Raw genomic sequence first — 21,283 nt, forward strand, 5'->3', positions numbered from 1 at the left:
GTGGTAGCGGAGCAGGAATCAACCGAATACGAGCGGCTACGCGACGACGAGCAGTCGGCGCGTCCGACCGCGCGTTTCGCGACCCTGTCCCGCGCCACCTTCGTCGGTGGGGTGGTCTTCGCCGTGGTCGTGTTCGCGGTGGGTGCCTGGCAGCGGCGCTGGATCGCCGACGACGGCCTCATCGTGTTGCGGACGGTGCGCAACCTGCTCGCGGGCAACGGCCCCGTCTTCAACATGGACGAGCGGGTCGAGGCCAACACCAGTACCGCGTGGACCTACCTGGTCTGGTTCTTCAGCTGGCTGACCCAGGCGCGGCTCGAGTACGTGGTGCTCGGTGTCGCGCTGGCGGTCTCGCTGCTGGCCATCGTGTTCGCCATGCTCGGCACCGCCCGGCTGTGGGGCGGGACGAGCGGCCAGCTGCTCATCCCGGCGGGCGTGCTCGTCTACATCGCGCTGCCGCCCGCCCGTGACTACGCCACCTCCGGCCTGGAGAGCGGTCTGGTGATCTGCTGGGTCGGGCTGCTGTGGTGGCTGATGATCCGGTGGAGCCAGGCCGCGGTCGTGCGCGTGCCGAGCCTGCTCGGGCTGGTCTTCCTGGCCGGTCTCGCGCCGCTGATCCGGCCGGAGGCCACGCTGATCGGCGTGCTCGCGCTCGGCATGATCTTCCTGACCCCGATGCCGGTGTTCCGGTACGGCCCGATCGCGCTGCGCGCGCTGATCGTGTTCGTCGCCGGGATCGTGCCGGTGGCCTACCAGATCTGGCGGATGGGCTACTACGGCCTGCCCTACCCGAACACCGCGGTCGCCAAGGACGCGGGCGGGGCCAAGTGGGGCCAGGGCATGAAGTACCTGTGGGACCTCGTCGGCCCGTACTACCTGTGGATTCCGCTGCTCGTGCTGCTGATCGCCGGGGTGGTCACCGCGGTGGCGCGCGGGATCGAGGTGCGGCCGCGGTGGTCGGTGGCCGCGATCCGGACCTGGCTGCGCTCGCCGAGCGCGGTCGTCACGCTGATGCTGGGCAGCGGCCTGCTGCTCACCGTCTACGCGATCCGCGTCGGCGGCGACTTCATGCACGGCCGGATGCTGCTGACCCAGCTGTTCCTGCTGCTGTTGCCGGTGGCGGTCGTGCCGATCCGGCTGCCTGCCCGCCTCGGTCGGTCAGCGCCGGCGGACGGTAGCTCGCCTGACCACGCGGACAGCGTGGCGCGGGGGTTCACCCCTCGTGACTGGTCCATGGTGGTCGTGCTGGTCGCGCTGCTCGGCACCGCGGGCTGGTCGCTGTACGCGGCGAGCACCACCGCGATCAAGACCGGCACCAAGATCAGTTCGTCGGGCATCGTCGACGAGCGCGTGTACTACGTGCTCAACACCGGCAAGGACCATCCGATCCTGGCCGAGGACTACCTCGACTACCCGCGCATGCGGGCGATGGTCAACGACATCGCGGCCAACCCCAACGGCGGCCTGCTGCTGAACTCGCCGTCGTTCACGTTCTGGTACCTGGATCCGCCGCCGCAGCCGATTCCCGAGGGCGGCGCCGGGCACACGGTCTACTTCCTGAACCTGGGCATGACGAGCATGAACGTGCCGCTGAGCGTGCGCGTCATCGATCCGATGGGCCTGGCCTACCCGCTGGCCGCGCACTCGGACCGGCTCGCCGACGGCCGCATCGGGCACGACAAGAGCCTGTACCCGGACTGGGTGGTCGTCGACTCGGGCATGGTCGACATCCATCCGTGGATGCCCTGGTACATGGACGAGGAGTGGGTCACCCAGGCGCGCGCGGCGATGGCGTGCCCGCAAACGCAGGCGCTGCTGATCTCCACCCGCGACCCGCTCACCTTCGACCGGTTCAAGCACAACCTGCGCAATGCGCTGAGTTTCGCGAAGTACCGGATCGACCGGGTGCCCAAGTACGAGATCCAGCGATGCGGTCTGGTGGATCCATTTCCCGAGCCGCCGCGCTGAAAAGCTCCACATGCGTCACACTGAGCCCACGGGTTACCCGTGGGCTCAGTGGTTACAGCGCTGGCCTGCGGTTTCCCAGTGGCGTTCGCCGCTTAATCACTTTTCGGTAACGCCAGGCTATCGATGTCACGATATGGTCTTCGAGGAACGGCCCGTCGGCGCACTGGTGTGCCGGTAGTAAGTCGGCGGTCATTTGCAACCGCGGTTCCGCGCGAACCGCACGAGGAAAGGCCCAAAACAGAATGCGTGGCGGACGTCTCAGAGCCCGGGGAGCCGGCTGGCTCAAGCGGTCGATGCTTCTCTCCCTGGCTGTTGTCCTACCGCTCGGTGCGGCGGTGGCCGGCCCGACCGGCACCGCTTCGGCGGCGTTCGATCCCAGTGGCTTCGACTTCTGGGTCGACTCCGAGATGGGCCCGATCAAGAACCGGATCTTCCGCGCGGCCGACGGCAACACCGGTCGCGTCGTGTACGCCCTCGACGGCATGCGGGCCCGCGACGACCTCAGCGGCTGGGAGATCGACACCAACGTCGCCCGGGCGCTGACCGCGGCCAACATCAACGTCGTCATGCCGGTGGGTGGCCAGTCCAGCTTCTACGCCGACTGGAACGCCCCGAGCAACTTCTTCGGCCTCGACACCGGTTCGGGCGGCAGCTCGACCGGTTCGGCGGCCACGGGTTCGGCGATGACGGGTTCGTCGATCGCGCCCGCCCAGGTCGCGGGAAAGAAGAACACCTACAAGTGGGAAAGCTACCTGACCGGCAACCTGCGCAACGCGCTGTCGGCTCGGCTGGGCTTCAACCCCAACAACAACGGTGTGTTCGGTCTGTCGATGGGTGGCTCGGCCGCGCTGACGCTGGCCGCCTACCACCCCGACCAGTTCAGCTTCGCCGGCTCGTTCTCCGGCTACCTGAACATCTCGGCGCCGGGTATGCGTGAGGCGATGCGAGTCGCGATGGTCTCGGCCGGTGGCTTCAACATCGACGCCATGGCCCCGCCGTGGGGCCCGCAGTGGCTGCGGATGGACCCGTTCGTCTTCGCGCCGCGGCTGGTGGCCAACGGCACCCGCGTGTGGGTGTCGGCGGCCAGCGGTATCCCGGGCGCGGGTGACGTCTCCAACCCGATGGAGATCGTCCAGGGCGTGCCGCTGGAGCTGCTCGCGATGGTGAACAGCCGTGCCTTCCAGGTGCGGATGGCCACCCTCGGCGGCGGCAACGCGAACTTCGACTTCCCGCTCACCGGCGTGCACAACTGGCGCAACTGGGAGACCGAGGTCAATCGCATGATCCCGGATCTGTCGGCCAATATCGGCTGATTCTTCGGCGGCTGGCGCCGCGGGTTTCGGCCTCGTGACCCCGGCCCCGCGGAGCGATACTGCGCCTTCGGCGTTCCGTCTCGCTCCGCGGGGCCGGGGCGGCCGAAACCGTGGTGGTCGTGAATGGCAATGGCCGTTCGGTGCTCAGGCACCGGGCGGCCATTTGTTCGTTTTCGTCACGATCCGAGTGATAGCCGGTGACGAATCACGTGCGGCAGGTCACCGCGAGTTGTGTTACGGGTCACTTTCCAGCAACATGTAGGCATTCGTCATTGATTCATACACAGTGAGCATGCGTCGAGGTTGATTCGTCCGTTTTGCCCTGGATTGATCGCTTTCGACGCCCGATGAGGGATCCGACCGTGTAGCTCGGGGTTTGCGCCGTCGGTTCAGCTGAGAAAGGTCTAGTCGAATGCGAACACTGCGCTGGAAGCGTCGGCCCGTGAAGACCGCAGCCCCCGGATCGTGGGCGCGGCGCTGGGCCGCCGGCGTATCCATGGCACTGCTGGTGCCGATCGGAACGGTCATCGCGGGTGGCGCCGCCCCCGCCTCCGCCGGATTCAACCCCGCCGCCTTCGACTTCTGGGTCGACTCCGGGATGGGCCCGATCAAGACGCGCATTCTCCCCGCGCGAAACGGCAATACCAATCGCGTCGCCTACGTGCTCGACGGCATGCGCGCGCCGGAGAACCTCAACGGCTGGGAGATCGAAACGGATATCCCGAATGCGCTCGCCGCGGCGGATATCAACGTGGTGATGCCCGTCGGCGGTATGTCGAGCTTCTACGCCGACTGGAACTCGCCCAGCGAATTCTTCGGTATTCCGGGTAACGGCGCGCCGAACTCCGGCTCCGGCGCGGCCAACGCGCTCTCCGGCGGGCCCGGCAAGAGCTACCGGTACCAGTGGGAATCCTTCCTCACCAACGACCTGCCCAACGCGCTCGCCGGCCGGCTGGGCTTCAGCCGCAACCGCAACGGGGTCTTCGGTCTGTCGATGGGTGGCTCGGCGGCGCTGACGCTGGCCGCCTACCACCCGGACCAGTTCTCCTTCGCCGGCGCGTTCTCCGGTTATTTGAACATCTCGGCGCCCGGCATGCGCGAGGCCATCCGCGTCGCCATGCTGGACGCGGGCGGCTACAACGTCGACTCGATGGCCCCGCCGTGGGGTCCGCAGTGGCTGCGGATGGACCCGTTCGTCTTCGCCCCGAATCTAGTCGGCAACAACACCCGGCTGTGGATCGCCGCGGCGTCGGGTCTGCCGACGGGTACCGACGGACCGAACATGAACACCGTCAACGGCATGGCCCTGGAAGCGTTGGCGCTGGCCAACACCCGTGCCTTCGAGGTCAGGATGGCGACCCTCGGGGCGCGCAACGTCACCTACTCCTACCCGGCGTTCGGCATCCACGCCTGGAACAACTGGAACGACGAGGCGCTGCGGATGATCCCGGATATGTCGAACAACATCGGCTGACGCCAGTCGCTCGCGACAACCCGAACGCCCGGTGCATTCGTGCACCGGGCGTTTGTTTTCCGGCCGGAATCGTGCCCGAACCGGATGTTCACGGGTTCTGACCTGCTCGGCTCGACGGACCGGCTCTCCGGTTTAATACGGCCGAGTTCCGTTGCCCTTGCAAGTAATTCGTGGGTCGAATATCCTCCAGCGAGCGAAAGTGTGACCAGATCGTTGTTTCACCTGTCTGATCGGCCGGACTGTCGGGATCCGGGGCGATGTCGGAGACGGGTCTGGCATGCCACAACAGCAGAAAGAGAGCGGAATTCACATGCGTTTCGGCAAGGCCGCCGCGCCGAAGGGTGACCAGCCGGGCACGTCCCGGGGAGTTGCATCTCGCGGTTGGCGTAATCGAATTCTAGCTGTCGGCGCCGCAGCCCTCGTGCTGCCGATCGCCGCAGGGGCGGCCCCGATGGCGTTCGCCGCCCCCGCGTCCGTGCCGGCGCTGCGCGCGCCCGCCGGTGGCTACGAAGAGCTGATGGTGCCGTCGAAGATGGGCCCGGTGAAGGTCCAGGTGCAGTGGGCGCGCAACGGTGGCAACGCCGCGCTCTACCTGCTCGACGGCCTGCGCGCCCGCGACGACAAGAACGCTTGGTCGTTCGAGACCAACGCGATGCAGCAGTTCTCCAACGACAACGTCACCCTGGTGATGCCGGTCGGTGGCCAGTCCAGCTGGTACGCCGACTGGGTTTCGGCCAGCAACACCAACGGCCAGAAGACCACCTACAAGTGGGAGACCTTCCTGACCGAGGAGCTGCCCGCCTTCCTCGAGGGCTACGGCGTCTCCCGTACCAACAACGCGGTGCTCGGCCTGTCGATGAGCGGCCCGGCCGCCCTGCGGCTGGCCGCGCTGCACCGGGACCAGTTCAAGCACGCGTCCTCGCTCTCGGGCCCGCTGAACTGGGGTGCTCCCGGCATGCGTGAGGCCATCCGCGTGATGATGCTCGACGCGGGCCGCTTCAACGTCGACTCCATGGCCGCTCCGTGGAGCCCGGCGTGGCTGCGGATGGACCCGATGGTCTTCGCGCCCGAGCTGCGTGGCCTGCCGATGTTCATCTCCTCGGCCAACGGCCTGCCCGGCCAGCACGATCGTCCGGCCGGCCTGGGCGGGGTCTACAACACCGCCAACGCCATGGGCATCGAGGCCATCTCGTTCGTCAGCACGCTGGCGTTCCAGAGCCGCCTGAAGTCGCTCGGCATCGCCGCCACCTTCGACTTCCCGGCCAACGGCACCCACTCCTGGAAGTACTGGGAGGACCAGCTGTGGAAGGCGCGTCCGCAGATCCTCGGCGCGCTGGGCGCCTGACAGTTTCCGTTCAGCAACGCTGACAAGACCGGCTCACCCGCAGGGTGAGCCGGTCTTTTTGCTGTGTGGGGCGCTCGCGTGTCCTCCCGGGTTATCGGCCGGTACTGCGGTACAACCAACGATGAGGCAGTCCCAGGGTGGGGATGAGGAGGGTCGCGCGTGTTGAAACATCGTGTCCGAGCGCCGATGCGGCGGATCCTCGGCATCGCGGCGATGACCGCGGCGCTGCTCGCGCCGACGGTCGCCATACCCGGCCAGGCGCAGGCGCAGACCGGCGTCGCGGGCGTGCAACGGGTGGAATGGCTCTCCGATCGCCGGGTGGCGATGTGGGTGTACTCGCCCGCGATGAACACCCCGATCCAGGTGCAGATGCTGCTGGCGCGCGACTGGAACGTCCGCCCCGACGCGAAGTTCCCGATGCTGCTGATGCTCGACGGTCTGCGCGCCCAGGACGACGAGAACGGCTGGACCAAGGACGCCGACGCCGAGGGCTTCTACGCCGACAAGAACGTCAACGTGGTGCTGCCGGTCGGCGGGCAGTCCAGCTGGTACTCCGATTGGCTCGCGCCCGACAACGGTCGCACCTACAAGTGGGAGACATTCCTGACCAAGGAACTCCCGCCGCTGCTCGAACGGGATTGGCGCACGACGGATGTGCGTGGCGTACAGGGCCTGTCGATGGGCGGCACGGCCGCGATGAACCTGGCGGGCCGCAATCCCGGCCTGATGAAGTACGTGGCCTCGTACTCGGGCCTGCTGACCACCACGACTCTCGGTATGCCGCAGGCGATCACCTTCGCCAACAAGGACGCCGGCGGCTTCGACGCGATGTCGATGTGGGGCCCGCCCGGTGGGCCGGAGTGGGCGGCGCACGATCCTTATCTGCTCGCCGACAAGCTCAAAGGCGTGAGCATGTACGTCTCCAGCGGTAGCGGCCTCGCGGGCAGTCACGACCAGCTGGGCGAGGTGCCGCTGCTGAGCGAGAACTGGGCAGGCACCGGGCTGGAGATCCTGTCGCGGCTGTCGACCCAGAACTTCGTCGCCAAGCTCGAGAAGCTCGCGATCCCGGTGCAGGCGAACTACCGCCCCGCCGGCACGCATACCTGGCCGTACTGGGATTTCGAGATGCGGCAGTCGTGGTCGCAGGCGGCCGCGGCGCTCGGCACCGATCCCGGCGGCACCGCGTGCGGTACCGGCGGCGCGATCGGCCCGGTCGCCCAGGCCGCGGCGTGGCTGGGGAACTGCCTGACGGCGGAGTACCCGGTGGCGGCGGGCATGGTGCAGGACTTCCAGAACGGTCGGGTGTTCCATTCCGCCGCGACCGGCGCGCACGCGGTGGCGGGCCGTATCGGTGGCACGTACGCCGGTGTCGGCGGGCCGTCGTCGCCGCTGGGCATGCCGACCGGTGACGAGGTGGGCCTGCCGGACGGGCGCGGCCGCATGCAGACCTTCGAGGGCGGCTCGATCTACTGGACGCCGCAGACCGGCGCGCAGGTGATGCGCGGCGCGTTCCTGGAGGAGTGGGGCAAACAGGGCTTCGAGCGCGGGCCCGCCGGGTATCCCGTTGCCGCCGAAGCGCGTACGCCCAGCCGCGACGGCTCGGTGCAGGCCTTCGAGCACGGCCCGATGTTCTACAGCCCGGCCACCGGCGCGCACCGGGTGCAGGGTTTCATCCTGGACAAGTACGCCGCGCTCGGCTTCGAGAACAGCCCGCTGGGCTTCCCGCTCGCCGAGGAGGCGCCGCTGAAGGATCTCGGCCGGTACAGCCGGTTCGAGGGCGGCAACATCTACTGGAGCCCGTTGTCGGGCGCGTGGTCGGTGCGCAACGGCGCGGTCGCCGACGCCTGGGGCGCACAGGGGTTCGAGAACGGCAGGCTGGGGTATCCGGTCAGCGACGAGTTCACCGTCCCCGGTGGGATCCAGCAGAATTTTCAGACCGGGTTCATCGTGGTGCGGGACGGCAAACCCGAAGTTCATGGGGTGTGAGCCCGGGCTGAGAACTCTCTGAGCTTCGCCGCGCGGTACCCGGCGGCCGGTGATGTCCGGCTAGCCTGGTCTGCGACCGCTTCCCTGACGAACGATCGAGGAAAGACATCTTCATGCATCGGATTCCTGGCAAGGCCGCCGGTTCGGTCGCGGCCCTGGCTGCCGTCGCCCTGCTGTCCGCCTGTGGTGGCAACGACTCGACCGCGTCGCAGACGCCCACTCTCTCCTCGAGCGCGAGCGCCGCCGCGTCGGCGACCTCCCAGGCGCCCGCGCCGGGCGGTCACGGTGACCACCCGACGACCTCGAGCGCCGCGCCGGAGTCCTCGGCCGCGCCCGAGCAGCCGCAGGCAGCGCCGGAGACCACGCCCGCGTCCGCGCCCGCCTCCGACAAGGACAAGGCGTTCCTGGCCGAGCTGAGCAAGAACGGGATCAACCCGGCCAGCCCGGACATCGCGCTGACCGCGGCGGGCTACATCTGCTCCAGCCGCGCCACCGGTGCCTCCGATGCCGATATCGCCCCGTACGTGGCGGCGATCGCGGGCACCGACACCGCGTTCGACCAGTCCAAGATGGACGTCAACAAGGCAGCTCAGATCTACATCGCCGCCGCGACCGCCACCTACTGCTAGTGAACCCCCGACCGACGCGACGTACCCGCAGGCTCTGGCCCGCGGGGTGCCTGACCGTGCTGGCCCTGGTCGTCCTGGCGATCATCGTCATCGTGCTGCTCTGGTATCTGCTCGCCGGCCGGTTGCGGGAGCCCGGGCCGACGCCGCCCGGGCCGCCGCCACCGACGTCGCAGTCGGCGGACTGCCCCGATGTGATGCTGCTCTCGATCCCGGGCACCTGGGAGTCGGCCAGCAACGACGATCCGTACAACCCGCAGGCCAACCCGATCTCGCTGATGCTCAGTGTGTCGGGGCCGCTGCGCGCGCAGTTCCCGGACGACCGGCTCGAGGTGTACACGGTGCCCTACGTGGCCCAGTTCTCGAACCCGATCGCCTTCCCGCCGGACGGTCAGGCCTCCTACAACAACAGCCGCACCGAGGGCACCGCGCGGGCCACCGACATCCTGGCCCAGCGGCACCAGCAGTGCCCGCTGACCACCTACGTCATCGCCGGGTTCTCGCAGGGCGCCGTCATCGCCGGTGACGTCGCCGCGCAGATCGGCATGGGCAACGGGCCGGTCCCGGCCGACAAGGTGCTCGGCGTGACGGTGATCGCCGACGGCCGTCGCACCGCCGACACCGGCCCCGGCCAGCCCACCGAGATCGGCGATCCGCCGCCGGCGGGCCAGGGCGCCGAGGTGGCGCTCAAGGGGGTCAACGTGCCCGGCATCAGCATGACCGGCCCGCGCCCCGGTGGGTTCGGCTCGCTGGCGTCGAAGGTGAACTCGATCTGCGCGCCCGGCGACATGATCTGCGACGCGCCGCGCGAGGCCCTCAACCCGGCCAATGCCCTGGGCAGCCTGGGCGCGCTGATCCGCTCGGCGGGCAACCCGGTGCACGCGCTCTACGCCAGCAACACCGTGGACGGACAGGGCACCACCGCGACCCAGTGGACGGTGAACTGGGCGGCCGGACTCATCGAGAACGCGCCGCATCCGCCGCATTCCTGAGTCTTCCCGCCGAACCGGATTGGCGGAGTTGTCACAGTCACAGCGGGTGTGTGATTGCCATGGATCATGCCTCGCTGTGACATCCGCACTCCCATTCGCCCACACGCTGTAAAGTGCGCTGATGATCGCGCCGTCTTCTCTGCTACCGCGGAGTAGCCGGTGGCCCGAATACACCGCCTAGCACGCGCAGCGTGCAACAGCCAGGAGCGATGAGTTCATGACCGAAGCTGCCGCACCCGTCGGTGAGTTGACCGCGCTGGGTACGCCGCTGCGTCCGTTCCGCTTCGCGGCGGCGGGCGAGGGCAACAAGCAGGAGGGCGGCGCACGCAAGTTCGTCCAGACTGCGCAGCAGGCCGAGGAGATGGGGTACGACACCTTCGTCGTCCCCGATCACCTGGGCGACCAGATCGGTCCGATCGCGGCGCTGGGCGCACTCACCCAGGCGACCGACAAGATCCGCCTCGGCACCTCGGTGCTGGCGAACGGCTTCCGGCACCCCGTCGTGCTGGCCAAGGACCTGGCCACCATCGACGTGCTGTCCAAGGGCAGGCTCGAGGTCGGCGTCGGCGCGGGCTGGATCAAGGAAGAGTTCGAGAACGCGGGCATCCCGTACGAGCGCCCCGGCATCCGGCTGGAGAAGCTCGACGAGTCGTTGACCATCCTGGACACGCTGCTGCGTGGCCAGGAGTGCAACTTCGAGGGCAAGCACTACCAGGTGCGTGGCATCAAGGGCACCCCCCGACCGCGGCAGGGCCCTCGTCCCCCGCTGTGTACCGGTGGCGGTGGCCCGAAGATGCTGGCGCTGGCGGCCAAGCACGCCGACATCGTCTCGATCGTCCCGCAGACCACGAAGAACGGTAAGGGTCTGCTGTCCGGCATCACGCTGGAGAAGACGATCGAGAAGGTCAACATCGTCAAGGAGGCTGCCGGCGACCGGTTCGCCGACATCGAACTGAACTGGGCGATCACCGCGATCGTCATCACCGACGACCGGGAGAAGACCGCGGAGATGGCGCTGCGCGCGATCGAACGCGGCCTGCACCCCGATCTCGAGGTCGACGTGGAGCTCACCGCCGAGCAGATCCTGAGTTCGCCCTACATCGCGATCGGCACCTTCGAGGAGATCGCCGAACAGGTCAAGCGTGTGCGCGAACTCACGTCGATGTCCTATGTGGGCATCTTCCCCACCCAGATGGACGCTTTCGCGCCTGTCATTCCGCTGCTGCGGGAGGACTGAGCGGGGGTTCTCTGTAACATGACTCTGGTTTGAGAACATCTAGCCGATAGCGGTCACCGCGCAGACCGCTCGAAAATCCGCAGGTTGTCAGGACGCACGCACGGCGTGTTCCGGGGGCCGGTGGCGATAGCGAGTCGGGGCCTCACGGGTGTCAACGCCGTAATGCGTTGGGAGAATTCACCGGTGTCTGGGCCTCGGAGGAGAAGAAGGAATGGAAGAGACTTTCGACGACTACCTGGACGAGACCGGGAACATTGTGATTCCCGAGGGTCGGACCCTGGTCGATCACGTCGAGAAGCACACCCGTAACGATGCGAACACGCTCGCGTACCGCTACATCGACTACTCGCGGGAACGCGATGGCGAGGTGCACGAGCTGACCTGGCAGGAGTTCGGAGTTCGGCTGCGCGCGGTGGCCGCTCGCCTGCAGCAGGTGACCAACCCGGGCGACCGGGTCGCGATCCTCGCGCCGCAGGGCCTGGACTACGTGATCTCCTTCTTCGCGGCGATCTACGCGGGCACCATCGCCGTGCCGCTGTTCGATCCCGACGAGCCGGGTCACACCGACCGCCTGCACGCCGTGCTCGGCGACTGTGAGCCGTCGGCGATCCTCACCGCGACCTCCTCGGCCGCCGGTGTCCGCCAGTTCTTCCGTTCGCTGCCCGCCGCGCAGCGTCCGCGCATCATCGCCGTCGACGCGATCCCGGACACCCTCGGGGAGTCCTGGGTCCGCCCCGACACCGCGATCGACGACATCGCCTACCTGCAGTACACCTCGGGTTCCACCCGGGTGCCCGCGGGCGTGGAGATCACCCACCGCGCGGTCGGCACCAACCTGCTGCAGATGGTCAAGGCGATCAACCTGGACTGGAACTCGCGCGGCGTCACCTGGCTGCCGCTGTTCCACGACATGGGCCTGCTGACGGTCATCCTGCCCGCGGTCGGCGGCCGCTACATCACCATCATGTCGCCGAGCGCCTTCGTGCGCCGCCCGTCGCGCTGGATCAACGAGCTGGCCGCCGTCTCCGACGGTGCGGGCACCTTCGCGGCCGCGCCGAACTTCGCGTTCGAGCACGCCGCGGCGCGTGGTCTGCCGAAGGCGGGCGAGTCGCTGGACCTGTCGAACGTGATCGGCCTGATCAACGGCTCCGAGCCGGTGACCGTGTCGTCGATGAAGAAGTTCAACGAGGCGTTCGCGCCCTACGGCCTGCCCAAGACCGCGATCAAGCCCTGCTACGGCATGGCGGAGGCGACGCTGTTCGTCTCGGCGACCAAGGCCGAGGACGAGGCCAAGGTCGTCTACGTCGACCGGCACGAGCTGAACGCCGGTCGCATGGTGCGGGTCGAGCAGACCCACGAGAACGCCATCGCGCAGGTCGCGTGCGGTTATGTCGCGCTGTCGCAGTGGGCCACCATCATCGATCCCGAGACGGTGGAGCGCCCCGAGGGCGGCCGCGAGCTGCCCGACGGTCACGTCGGTGAGATCTGGCTGCACGGCAACAACATGGGCATCGGCTACTGGGGTCGCCCGGACGAGTCGACCAAGGCCTTCCGCAACAAGGTCACCGAGCGGGCCGCCGAGGGCAGCCACGCCGAGGGCACCGAGCTCGACGCCGACTGGCTGCGCACCGGCGACTACGGCGTGTACTTCGACGGCGAGCTCTACATCACCGGTCGCGTCAAGGACCTGGTGATCGTCGACGGCCGCAACCACTACCCGCAGGATCTGGAGTTCTCCGCGCAGGAGGCGTCCAAGGCGCTGCGTCCCGGTTTCGTCGCCGCCTTCGCGGTGCCCGCCAACCAGCTGCCCGCCGAGGTCTTCGCCGCCGACAGCCACTCCGGCCTGAAGTTCGACGCCGACGACGCGTCCGAGCAGCTGGTCATCGTGGCCGAGCGTGGTCCCGGCGCGGGCAAGGCCGACCCGGCCCCGATCGCCGACGCGGTGCGCGCGGCGGTCTCGCTGCGGCACGGTGTGACCGCCCGTGACATCCTGCTCGTACCCGCGGGTTCCATCCCGCGTACCTCCAGCGGAAAGATCGCCCGGCGGGCCTGCAAGGCCGCCTACCTCGAGGGAACGCTGCGCGGTGGTTACACCCAGCAGGCTTTCCCCGATGCACCGGAAGAGTAATCGGCCGACCGGATCGGATCGACGCCCGGCGTGAGCGCACGTCGGGCGTCATTCCACGGCGCGCCCTGTACGCAGACAGGTAGCTTGAGGAATTGATGGCTGACAACGAGGGCACGCCCACCCAGAACCCCGAAGTTCCCGCGCAGACCACCCCGGCGGGTGATCTCTCGGTGGCCGAGCTGCGCGAATGGCTGCGCAAATGGGTCGCCGACGCGACCGGGCAGTCGATCGACGCGATCACCGTCGACCGGCCGATGGAGGAGTTCGGGCTGGCCTCGCGCGATGCCCTCGCCCTCGGTGGTGACATCGAGGAACTGACCGGCGTCATCCTCACCCCGACGGTGGTCTATCAGCATCCGACGATCGCCTCGCTGGCCGAGGTCATCGTCAACGGTGAGCCGGAGCTGCCCGCCGAGGAGACCGAGGACTACGCGGCCGCCTACCAGCCCGGCGAGACGCACGACATCGCCGTGGTCGGCCTGTCGACCCGGCTGCCCGGCGCGGGCAGCACCCCGGAGTCGACCTGGGAGTTCATCATCGGTCGCGGTGACGCGATCCGTGAGCTGCCGGAGGGCCGCTGGTCGGAGTTCCTCGGCGATCCCGGGGTGGCGCAGACCGTCCGCGAGTCCAACACCCTCGGCGGCTACCTGGACCAGGACGTGGTCAAGGGCTTCGACGCCGAGTTCTTCGCCATGTCGCCGGTCGAGGTCGAGCGCGTCGACCCGCAGCAGCGGCTGATGATGGAGCTCACCTGGGAGGCGCTCGAGCACGCGCGCATCCCGGCCAGCGAGCTCAAGGGCGAGAAGGTCGGCGTGTTCGTCGGCTCGTCCAGCAGCGATTTCCAGCTGATCGCCTCGCTCGGCCTCGGCGATCGGGACCCGAGCCTGCCGATCTCGGCGGAGGCCTACGCCCTGCTCGGCGCGTCGACCGGCATCATCGCCAACCGCGTCTCCTACTTCTTCGACTTCCGTGGCCCGTCGGTCACCGTCGACACCGCCTGCTCCTCGACCATCGTCGCGGTCCACCAGGCCGTACGCGCGCTGCGCGACGGCGAGGCCGACGTGGCGCTGGCCGGTGGCGTGAACATGATCCTGGCCCCCGTCATCACCCTCGGTTTCGAGAAGAACGGCGCGGTCGCCAAGGACGGTCACATCAAGGCGTTCTCCAACGACGCCGACGGCATGGTCCGCTCCGAGGGCGCGGGTCTGGTCGTGCTCAAGCGCCTGGTCGACGCCGAGCGCGACGGCGACAACATCCTGGGCGTGATCAAGGGTTCCGCGGTGAACTCCGACGGCCGCTCCAACGGCCTGTTCGCGCCGAACCCGGAGGCTCAGGCCGACGTCCTGCGCGCCGCCTACCGCGACGCGGGCATCGCCCCCTCCACCGTCGACTACATCGAGGCGCACGGCACCGGCACCCCGATCGGTGACCCGATCGAGGCCGAGGCGCTGGCCCGCATCGTCGGCCGCGGCCGCGACGCCGACAAGCCCGCGCTGCTCGGCTCCGCCAAGACCAACTTCGGCCACCTGGAATCCGGCGCGGGCGCGGCGAGCCTGGCCAAGGTGCTGATGTCGTTCCAGCACAACGTGATTCCGCCGAACATCAACTACGCGGGCCCGAGCCCGTACATCCCGTTCGAGCAGGCCAACCTCAAGGTCGTCGACGAGCCCACCGAGTACCCGCGCTACAGCGGCGTCGCGACCGTCGGCATCTCCGGCTTCGGCTTCGGCGGCACCAACGCCCACGTCGTGCTCCAGGAGTACGTGCCGTCGCTGCCCGTCGTCGAGGACGTGACGGTCGAGCAGGTCGCGGCCGAGGCGATCGAGGGCGAGGAGACCACCGACGTGGTCGCCGAGGCCACCGCGATCACCGCGGCCGCCGCCGAGCCGGAGCAGCCGGTCGTCGTCGAGTGGGACGGCGAGCGCGCCGAGCCGCTCCCGGTCATCATCGCCGTGTCGGCCTACCTGCCCTCGCGCCGCAAGCGCGCCGCCGCCGAACTGGCCGACTGGCTGGAGGGCCCGGGCAAGGACGTGCCGCTGGTCGATGTCGCCCGCGCGCTGGCCAAGCGCAGCCACCAGCGTTCGCGCGGTGTGGTGCTGGCCAAGACGCACGCCGAGGCCGTCACCGGCTTGCGCGCCATCGCCGAGGGCAAGCCCGGCACCGGCGTGTTCACCGCCGATTCGCCGGCGACCAACGCCCCCGTCTGGGTGATGTGCGGCTTCGGCGCGCAGCACCGCAAGATGTCCAAGCAGCTGTACAACGAGAACTCGATCTTCCGCAAGACCGTCGACGAGGTCGACGAGCTGGTGCAGGACGAGGCGGGTTACTCGATCCGTGAGATGTTCCTTGACGACGAGCAGGACTACGACGTCGGTACCTGCCAGGTCGGCATCTTCACCACCCAGCTGGGTCTGGCCGCGGTGCTGCGCGCCCACGGTGCCGAACCCGCCGCGGTGGTGGGCCATTCGATGGGTGAGGTCGCCGGCGCCTACATCGCGGGCGGTCTGAGCCTGGAAGACGCGGTGCGCGTGATCTGCGCCCGCTCGCGCCTGATGGGCGAGGGCGAGCAGATGATCACCGAGGACGACGTGCGCAATATGGCGCTGGTCGAGCTCAGCGCCCACGATGTGGCCGAGCTGCTGCCGCGCTTCCCCGACGTGGAGTGCGCGGTGTACGCCGCGCCGACCAACACCGTCATCGGCGGCCCGCGCGAGCAGGTCGAGCAGATCGTCGCCGAGGTGGAGGGCATGGGCAAGTTCGCCCGCATCCTGCCCACCCGCGGCGCGGGCCACACCTCGCAGATGGACCCGCTGCTCGGCGAGCTGGCCGCCGAACTGGCAGGCATCGAGCCGACCTCGCTGACAACGGGCCTGTACTCGACCGTGCACGAGGGCCTGTACTTCAAGCCCGGCTCCGAGCCGATCCACGACGAGCCCTACTGGGTGAAGAACATGCGCCACGCGGTGTACTTCACCAACGCGATCAAGGCCGCCGTCGACTCCGGGCACACCACGTTCCTGGAGCTGGCGCCCAATTCCGTCGCGCTGATGCAGGTGCTGGGCACCACCTTCGCCGCGGGCGTGCACGACGCGCAGCTCATCCCCACGCTCAAGCGCAAGGAGGACGAGTCCGCCGGTGTCATCGGCGCGCTCGCCCAGCTCTACGTGCACGGCCACGCCGTGAACCTGAGTTCGCTGCTGCCCGAGGGCGATTACGCCGACGTGCCGCGTACCGCGTTCGTGCGCAAGGAGTACTGGCCCAAGGTCGCCATGTCCTCGGGTCCCGGCAACACCAAGGTGCCCGGCGCGCACGTCGCCATGCCCGACGGCCGCCACGCCTGGGAGGTGCAGGCCGCCTCGGTCACCGATCTGGCCGCGCTGGTGAAAGCCGCTGCCGCGCAGGTGCTCTCCGATGTCGCCGTGTCGGTCTCGCACCCGCATGCCGCGCTGCCGAGCACCGGCACCCTGACCACCACCCTCACCCCGCATCTCGGTGGTGCGTCGGTGCAGGTGCACGCCAAGGACGCCACCGGTTTCACGCTGCTGTTCGACGCGGTCGTCACCTCCGGTGCCGCGCTGCCCGAACCCGTTGTCGCCGAGACCGTCCCGGCCGCCGTCGCCGAGCCGACCGCGGCCGAGGTGGCCGTGGCGACCAGCGACCGCTGGGACCCCAACGGCAGCGAGACCGTCGAACAGCGGCTGTGCGTGATCGTCGCCGAGTCCATGGGCTACGCCGTCGAGGACCTCCCGATGGAGATCCCGCTGATGGAGCTCGGCCTGGACTCGCTGATGGCGATGCGCATCAAGAACCGCGTCGAGTACGAGTTCGACATCCCGCAGCTGCAGGTCTCGGCCGTGCGCGACGCCAGCCTCAACGAGGTCTCCAAGGTCCTGCGCTACGCGATCGAGCACCGCGACGAGGTCGCGGCGATGGCGGAGAAGCAGGCCGCGGCCAAGGCGGCCGGTGAAGACGTCGAGATCGGCGTGGACGCCGGCTTCGTCGAGGCCGCGCGCGCGGCGATCGCGGCCGGTGGGGATCCGCTGGCCGCCGCCAAGGCCGCGGGCGCGGACCTGCCGTCGGAGGCCGCCGGTACCCCGGCTGCGGCCGAATCTGCTTCCGCTGCCTCGGACTCCGTCGCCGTGGCAGCCGATACCGCTGCCGCCGAGCCGGTTTCGACGGACACCGCGCCTGCCGAGGTCGCGGCGGTCGTGCCGGATGTCGACTACTCGGCCCCGGCCGGGGACGAGGACAACGTTCCGCCACGTGACGCTGCCGAGCGACTCGCCTACGCGACCTGGGCCGTGGTCACCGGCACCTCGCCGGGCGGCATCTTCAACACCCTCCCGATTCTGGAGGAGGAGGTCGCCGAGAAGATGGCGGCTCGCCTCACCGAGCGGGTGGGCGCCGAGGTCACCGTCGACGACGTGCTCGACTGCGAGACCATCGAGCAGCTCTCCGAGATCGTGCGCAACCTGCAAGACAGCGGTGCCGACGTGGACGGCTTCATCCGTCCGCTGCGGGCCCGCGTCGAGGGTTCCACCGCCACCCCGGTATTCGTGTTCCACCCGGCCGGCGGCAACACCCTGGTCTACGAGCCGCTGCTCAAGCGGCTGCCCGCCGACACCCCGATGTACGGCATCGAGCGAGTCGACGGCTCGATCGAGGAGCGTGCCCGCCAGTACCTGCCCGAGCTGCGCAAGATCCAGGGCGACGGCCCGTACGTGCTGTACGGCTGGTCGCTGGGCGCGGTGCTGGCGCTGCAGGTGGGTCAGCTGCTGCGGGAGGAAGGCGCCGACGTGCGCTACGTCGGCCTGATCGACCTGGCGATGACCGTCGAGGACGAGGACAACAGCCCCGAGGAACGCGTGCGTCGCCTCGAGCGCTACCAGGCCTTCGCCAAGAAGACCTACAACGTGCCCGCCGAACTCGACCGCGACCAGATCGAGGAACTGGCGGCGGCCTCCGACGCCGAGCAGTTCTCGATGATCAGCGACCTGATCAAGCTGTCGGGCGCGAAGATCCCCGGTGGTGTGCTCGAACACCAGCGCACCTCGTGGATCGAGAACCGCGCGCTGCAGCAGGTGCGCCCCCGCAAGTACGACGGTGACGTGGTGCTCTACCTGGCCGATCGCTACCACGACGGTGCGATCGAGCTCGAGCCCCGCTTCGCCGACCGCAAGCCCAACGGCGGCTGGGACGAATACGTCCCGAACCTGGAGATCGTCCACATCCCGGGCGACCACCTGCAGATCGTCGACGAACCGCGGATCGGCCAGATCGGGGCCGACCTCGCCGCCAAGCTGGCCGCGATTTCCGCCAAGGGAGAGAAGTGAGCACTACCGCCGAAAAGCTTGTCGATCTACAGCAGCGCCTCGAGCTCGCCAAAGAGCCCGCGGGTGCGAAGGGGATCGAGAAGCGCGCGCGGAAGGGCATTCCCAGCGCCAGGGCTCGCATCGACATGTTGATGGACCCGGGCACGTTCGTCGAGATCGGCGCGCTGGTCCGCAAGCCGGGTGACCCGACCGCGCTCTACGGTGACGGTGTCGTCGTCGGGCACGGTCTGGTCGAGGGCCGTCCTGTGGCGGTGTTCTCGCACGACCAGACCGTGTACGGCGGTTCGGTCGGTGAGGCGTTCGGCCGCAAGCTGTGCGGGATCATGCAGTACGCGTCCAAGGTCGGCATCCCGCTGGTCGGTATCAACGATTCCGGTGGCGCGCGCGTGCAGGAGGCGATCAGCTCGCTGGCCTGGTACGCGTGGATGGCGACCAACCTGGAGCCGCTGTCGGGCATGGTGCCGCTGGTCTCGCTGATCCTCGGCAACTGCGCCGGTGGCGCGGTGTACGAGCCGATCTGCACCGATGTGGTGGTGGCGACCGAGTCGGCGCACATGTTCGTGACCGGCCCGAAGATCATCAAAGAGGTCACCGGCGAGGACGTCAGCCTCGAGGAGCTCGGTGGGGCGCGCACGCAGGCCGAGTACGGCAACATCCACCACGTCGCCAAGGACGAGGAGGCGGCGTTCACCTGGGTGCGCGAGTACCTGGGCTACATGCCGAGCAGCTGCCAGGAACTGCCGCCGGTGGTGAATCCCGGCCTGGAGCCGGAGATCACCGACTCCGACCGCGAGCTGAACACGCTCATGCCGGACTCGGACAACGCCGGCTACGACATGCACGACATCCTGCTGCGCATCTTCGACGACGGTGAGTTCAAGGAGATCAGCGCCGAGACCGGCCAGAACATCATCACCGGTTTCTCCCGCGTCGACGGCAACACCGTCGGTGTCGTCGCCAACCAGCCGCTGGCCTCGGCCGGCGCCTTGGACGCGCGCGCGTCCGACAAGGCCTCGCATTTCGTGCGCCTGTGCGACGCGTTCGAGATCCCGCTGATCTTCGTCGTCGACACCCCCGGCTTCCTGCCGGGCGTCGAGCAGGAGAAGGTCGGCGTGATCAAGCGCGGCGGCCGCTTCCTGTTCTCCTACGTGGAGGCCTCGGTCCCCAAGATCACCCTGGTGGTCCGCAAGTCCTACGGCGGCGGCTACGCGGTGATGGGCTCCAAGCAGCTCGGCGCCGACATCAACCTGGCCTGGCCGACGGCCCGCCTCGCGGTCATGGGCGCCGAGGGCGCCGTCAGCCTGCTCGGCGCCGCCCAGATCGCGGCCGCCCCCGAGGACCAGCGCGCCGCCATCCGCCAGAACCTGATCGATTTCTACAACGCCAATATCGCCACCCCCTGGGTAGCCGCCGAACGCGGTTTCATCGACGCGGTCATCGAACCGGCCACCACCCGCCTCGAGATCCGCCGAGCCCTGAAGCTCCTCCAGGACAAGAAGATCCAGCGCAACCCCCGCAAGCACCACGTCCTGCCCCTGTAGTACCTGCCAGCCCGCCGAGCCAGTGGAAGTCGTCGGCCGGACCCGTGCGATCAGATCGCGCCGAGGTCGATCTCCACGGGGAACGGAGCCGAGACCTTGACGACGCCCGTGAACATGTCACCGGTCCGATAGGCCATGGTCGCCGGGTCGAGGACGTAGGTGTAGACCAGCGGGACACCGGTCGCTGCTTGTTCGATCCGCCAGTAGAAGGCGATGCCGGCCCTGGCGTACTGGTCGACCTTCACAATCCGGTCGGTGGTCTCCGAACCGGGCGAGACGACTTCCGCGACGAGCAGCACATGTTCGGGGCGGGTAGGGGTGAGGTCGATGGTGTCCGCGCGATAGACCACGACGTCCGGGCGGCGATTGGTGAGCGGAACATCTTGGAGCCGGACGTCGAAGTCGATGTCGGCGTTCCAGTCCGGTCCGGATGCGGCATCCAGCGCATTCGCCAGCATCCGGGCCAACCGGTTGTGGCGCTTCGACGCGCTCGGGCTCACAACGACCATCCCGTCGACGATCTCGATACCCGCACTCTGCTCCTCGGACCAGGAGTCGTACTCCGCTGCCGTGATCTGCTGATGCATCCACGCGGGCAGCGCTGTCTCGGCAGTCATCACGCGCTCCTCCCGGACACTATCGGTGCGGGCTCGACCCGCTGGACACAGTTTACTCGAGCGCGCTGTTCCTCGATGTAGGTCCGAGTGCTCACTGGCTGCGCCGTCACGGTTGTCATACGGGTCGGGGCCGCCCTCGTCGTTGACGATGACGGCCCGACTCGACGTCGAAAGATCAGGCGACGGTGGCGGATTCGATGATGACGTCGTCGACCGGGACGTCCTGGTGGGGGCCCGCGTTGCCGGTGGAGACGGCGGCGATCTTGTCGACGACCTCGGTGCCCTCGGCGACCTTGCCGAAGACGGCGTAGCCCCAGCCCTGGCCCTGCGGGGCGGTGTGGTTGAGGAAGGCGTTGTCGGAGACGTTGATGAAGAACTGGGCGGTGGCCGAGTGCGGGTCGTTGGTGCGGGCCATCGCGACGGTGTACTTGTCGTTCTTGAGGCCGTTGGTGGCCTCGTTCTGGATCGGCGCCTGCGTGGGCTTCTGCTTCAGGCCGGGCTCGAACCCGCCGCCCTGCACCATGAAACCGGGGATGACGCGGTGGAACACGGTGCCGTTGTAGTGGCCGGCGTTCACATAGTTCACGAAGTTGGCGACCGTGTTCGGCGCGGCCTGGTCGTCCAACTCGAGCACGATCTGTCCGTAGTTGGTTTCGAGATTCACCTTGGTCATGCCGTCGAGTCTAGGGAGGGGAGGGGTCGGGAAGAGACCGGGGTCCGAAC

The 21,283-nt window shown here is 68.6% G+C and carries 13 protein-coding genes; 11 read left to right on the forward strand and 2 right to left on the reverse strand.

The annotated features are described in order from the left end of the window. From zomB to Q7X29_RS02295, 11 genes are all read left to right on the forward strand, one after another. A complete protein-coding gene (zomB, locus tag Q7X29_RS02245) occupies positions 1-1,968 on the forward strand; it encodes a flagellar motor control protein ZomB (RefSeq protein WP_394358655.1) in 1,968 nt (655 codons plus the stop codon). Between the two features lie 242 nt (positions 1,969-2,210). Next, a complete protein-coding gene (locus tag Q7X29_RS02250; protein ID WP_218721226.1) occupies positions 2,211-3,281 on the forward strand; it encodes an alpha/beta hydrolase in 1,071 nt (356 codons plus the stop codon). 412 nt (positions 3,282-3,693) lie between these two features. Next, the gene (locus tag Q7X29_RS02255; RefSeq protein ID WP_316573149.1) at positions 3,694-4,755 is read left to right on the forward strand and encodes an alpha/beta hydrolase; all 1,062 of its coding nucleotides are present in this window, start codon (positions 3,694-3,696) and stop codon (positions 4,753-4,755) included. A 310-nt stretch (positions 4,756-5,065) separates the two neighbouring features. After that, a complete protein-coding gene (locus tag Q7X29_RS02260; RefSeq protein ID WP_255588563.1) occupies positions 5,066-6,100 on the forward strand; it encodes an alpha/beta hydrolase in 1,035 nt (344 codons plus the stop codon). A 186-nt stretch (positions 6,101-6,286) separates the two neighbouring features. Continuing rightward, the gene (locus tag Q7X29_RS02265) at positions 6,287-8,086 is read left to right on the forward strand and encodes an alpha/beta hydrolase-fold protein (protein WP_316573243.1); all 1,800 of its coding nucleotides are present in this window, start codon (positions 6,287-6,289) and stop codon (positions 8,084-8,086) included. A 113-nt stretch (positions 8,087-8,199) separates the two neighbouring features. Further along, entirely contained in the window at positions 8,200-8,715 is a 516-nt protein-coding gene (locus Q7X29_RS02270) for a DUF732 domain-containing protein (protein ID WP_218721227.1), read from the forward strand. Next, positions 8,709-9,704, forward strand: coding sequence for a cutinase family protein (locus tag Q7X29_RS02275; protein ID WP_394358656.1), 996 nt, complete (start codon positions 8,709-8,711; stop codon positions 9,702-9,704). Before Q7X29_RS02270 ends, Q7X29_RS02275 begins: the two co-directional genes overlap by 7 nt. Before the next feature lie 217 nt (positions 9,705-9,921). Continuing rightward, on the forward strand, positions 9,922-10,941 hold the full coding sequence (locus tag Q7X29_RS02280; RefSeq protein WP_218721229.1) for an LLM class F420-dependent oxidoreductase: 1,020 nt from the start codon (positions 9,922-9,924) through the stop codon (positions 10,939-10,941). 211 nt (positions 10,942-11,152) lie between these two features. Beyond that, a complete protein-coding gene (fadD32, locus tag Q7X29_RS02285) occupies positions 11,153-13,069 on the forward strand; it encodes a long-chain-fatty-acid--AMP ligase FadD32 (RefSeq protein ID WP_218721230.1) in 1,917 nt (638 codons plus the stop codon). A gap of 95 nt (positions 13,070-13,164) precedes the next feature. Continuing rightward, on the forward strand, positions 13,165-18,402 hold the full coding sequence (pks13, locus tag Q7X29_RS02290; protein WP_316573151.1) for a polyketide synthase Pks13: 5,238 nt from the start codon (positions 13,165-13,167) through the stop codon (positions 18,400-18,402). Next, complete coding sequence (locus Q7X29_RS02295) at positions 18,399-19,943, forward strand: acyl-CoA carboxylase subunit beta (protein WP_218721232.1); 1,545 nt, start codon at positions 18,399-18,401, stop codon at positions 19,941-19,943. The genes pks13 and Q7X29_RS02295 overlap by 4 nt, the downstream gene beginning before the upstream one ends. A gap of 50 nt (positions 19,944-19,993) precedes the next feature. Here the strand turns inward: Q7X29_RS02295 and Q7X29_RS02300 are convergent, their stop codons facing one another. Continuing rightward, positions 19,994-20,560 (reverse strand): Uma2 family endonuclease, encoded by a 567-nt coding sequence (locus Q7X29_RS02300; protein ID WP_218721233.1) that lies wholly within the window; start codon positions 20,558-20,560, stop codon positions 19,994-19,996. Positions 20,561-20,735: 175 nt separating this feature from the next. Beyond that, positions 20,736-21,233 (reverse strand): peptidylprolyl isomerase, encoded by a 498-nt coding sequence (locus Q7X29_RS02305; protein ID WP_218721234.1) that lies wholly within the window; start codon positions 21,231-21,233, stop codon positions 20,736-20,738. Positions 21,234-21,283 lie beyond the last annotated feature (50 nt).

It is taken from the genome of Nocardia canadensis (genome assembly GCF_032656385.1).
Taxonomy (GTDB): Bacteria; Actinomycetota; Actinomycetes; order Mycobacteriales; family Mycobacteriaceae; genus Nocardia; species Nocardia canadensis.

Coding starts and splice junctions, on each gene's coding strand:
- fadD32 (WP_218721230.1), top strand. CDS start 11,153: ATGGAAGAGACTTTCGACGACTACCTGGACGAGACCGGGAACATTGTG.
- pks13 (WP_316573151.1), top strand. CDS start 13,165: ATGGCTGACAACGAGGGCACGCCCACCCAGAACCCCGAAGTTCCCGCG.
- Q7X29_RS02280 (WP_218721229.1), top strand. CDS start 9,922: ATGACCGAAGCTGCCGCACCCGTCGGTGAGTTGACCGCGCTGGGTACG.
- Q7X29_RS02305 (WP_218721234.1), bottom strand. CDS start 21,233: ATGACCAAGGTGAATCTCGAAACCAACTACGGACAGATCGTGCTCGAG.
- Q7X29_RS02255 (WP_316573149.1), top strand. CDS start 3,694: ATGCGAACACTGCGCTGGAAGCGTCGGCCCGTGAAGACCGCAGCCCCC.
- Q7X29_RS02270 (WP_218721227.1), top strand. CDS start 8,200: ATGCATCGGATTCCTGGCAAGGCCGCCGGTTCGGTCGCGGCCCTGGCT.
- Q7X29_RS02250 (WP_218721226.1), top strand. CDS start 2,211: ATGCGTGGCGGACGTCTCAGAGCCCGGGGAGCCGGCTGGCTCAAGCGG.
- Q7X29_RS02300 (WP_218721233.1), bottom strand. CDS start 20,560: ATGACTGCCGAGACAGCGCTGCCCGCGTGGATGCATCAGCAGATCACG.
- Q7X29_RS02265 (WP_316573243.1), top strand. CDS start 6,287: ATGCGGCGGATCCTCGGCATCGCGGCGATGACCGCGGCGCTGCTCGCG.
- Q7X29_RS02260 (WP_255588563.1), top strand. CDS start 5,066: ATGCGTTTCGGCAAGGCCGCCGCGCCGAAGGGTGACCAGCCGGGCACG.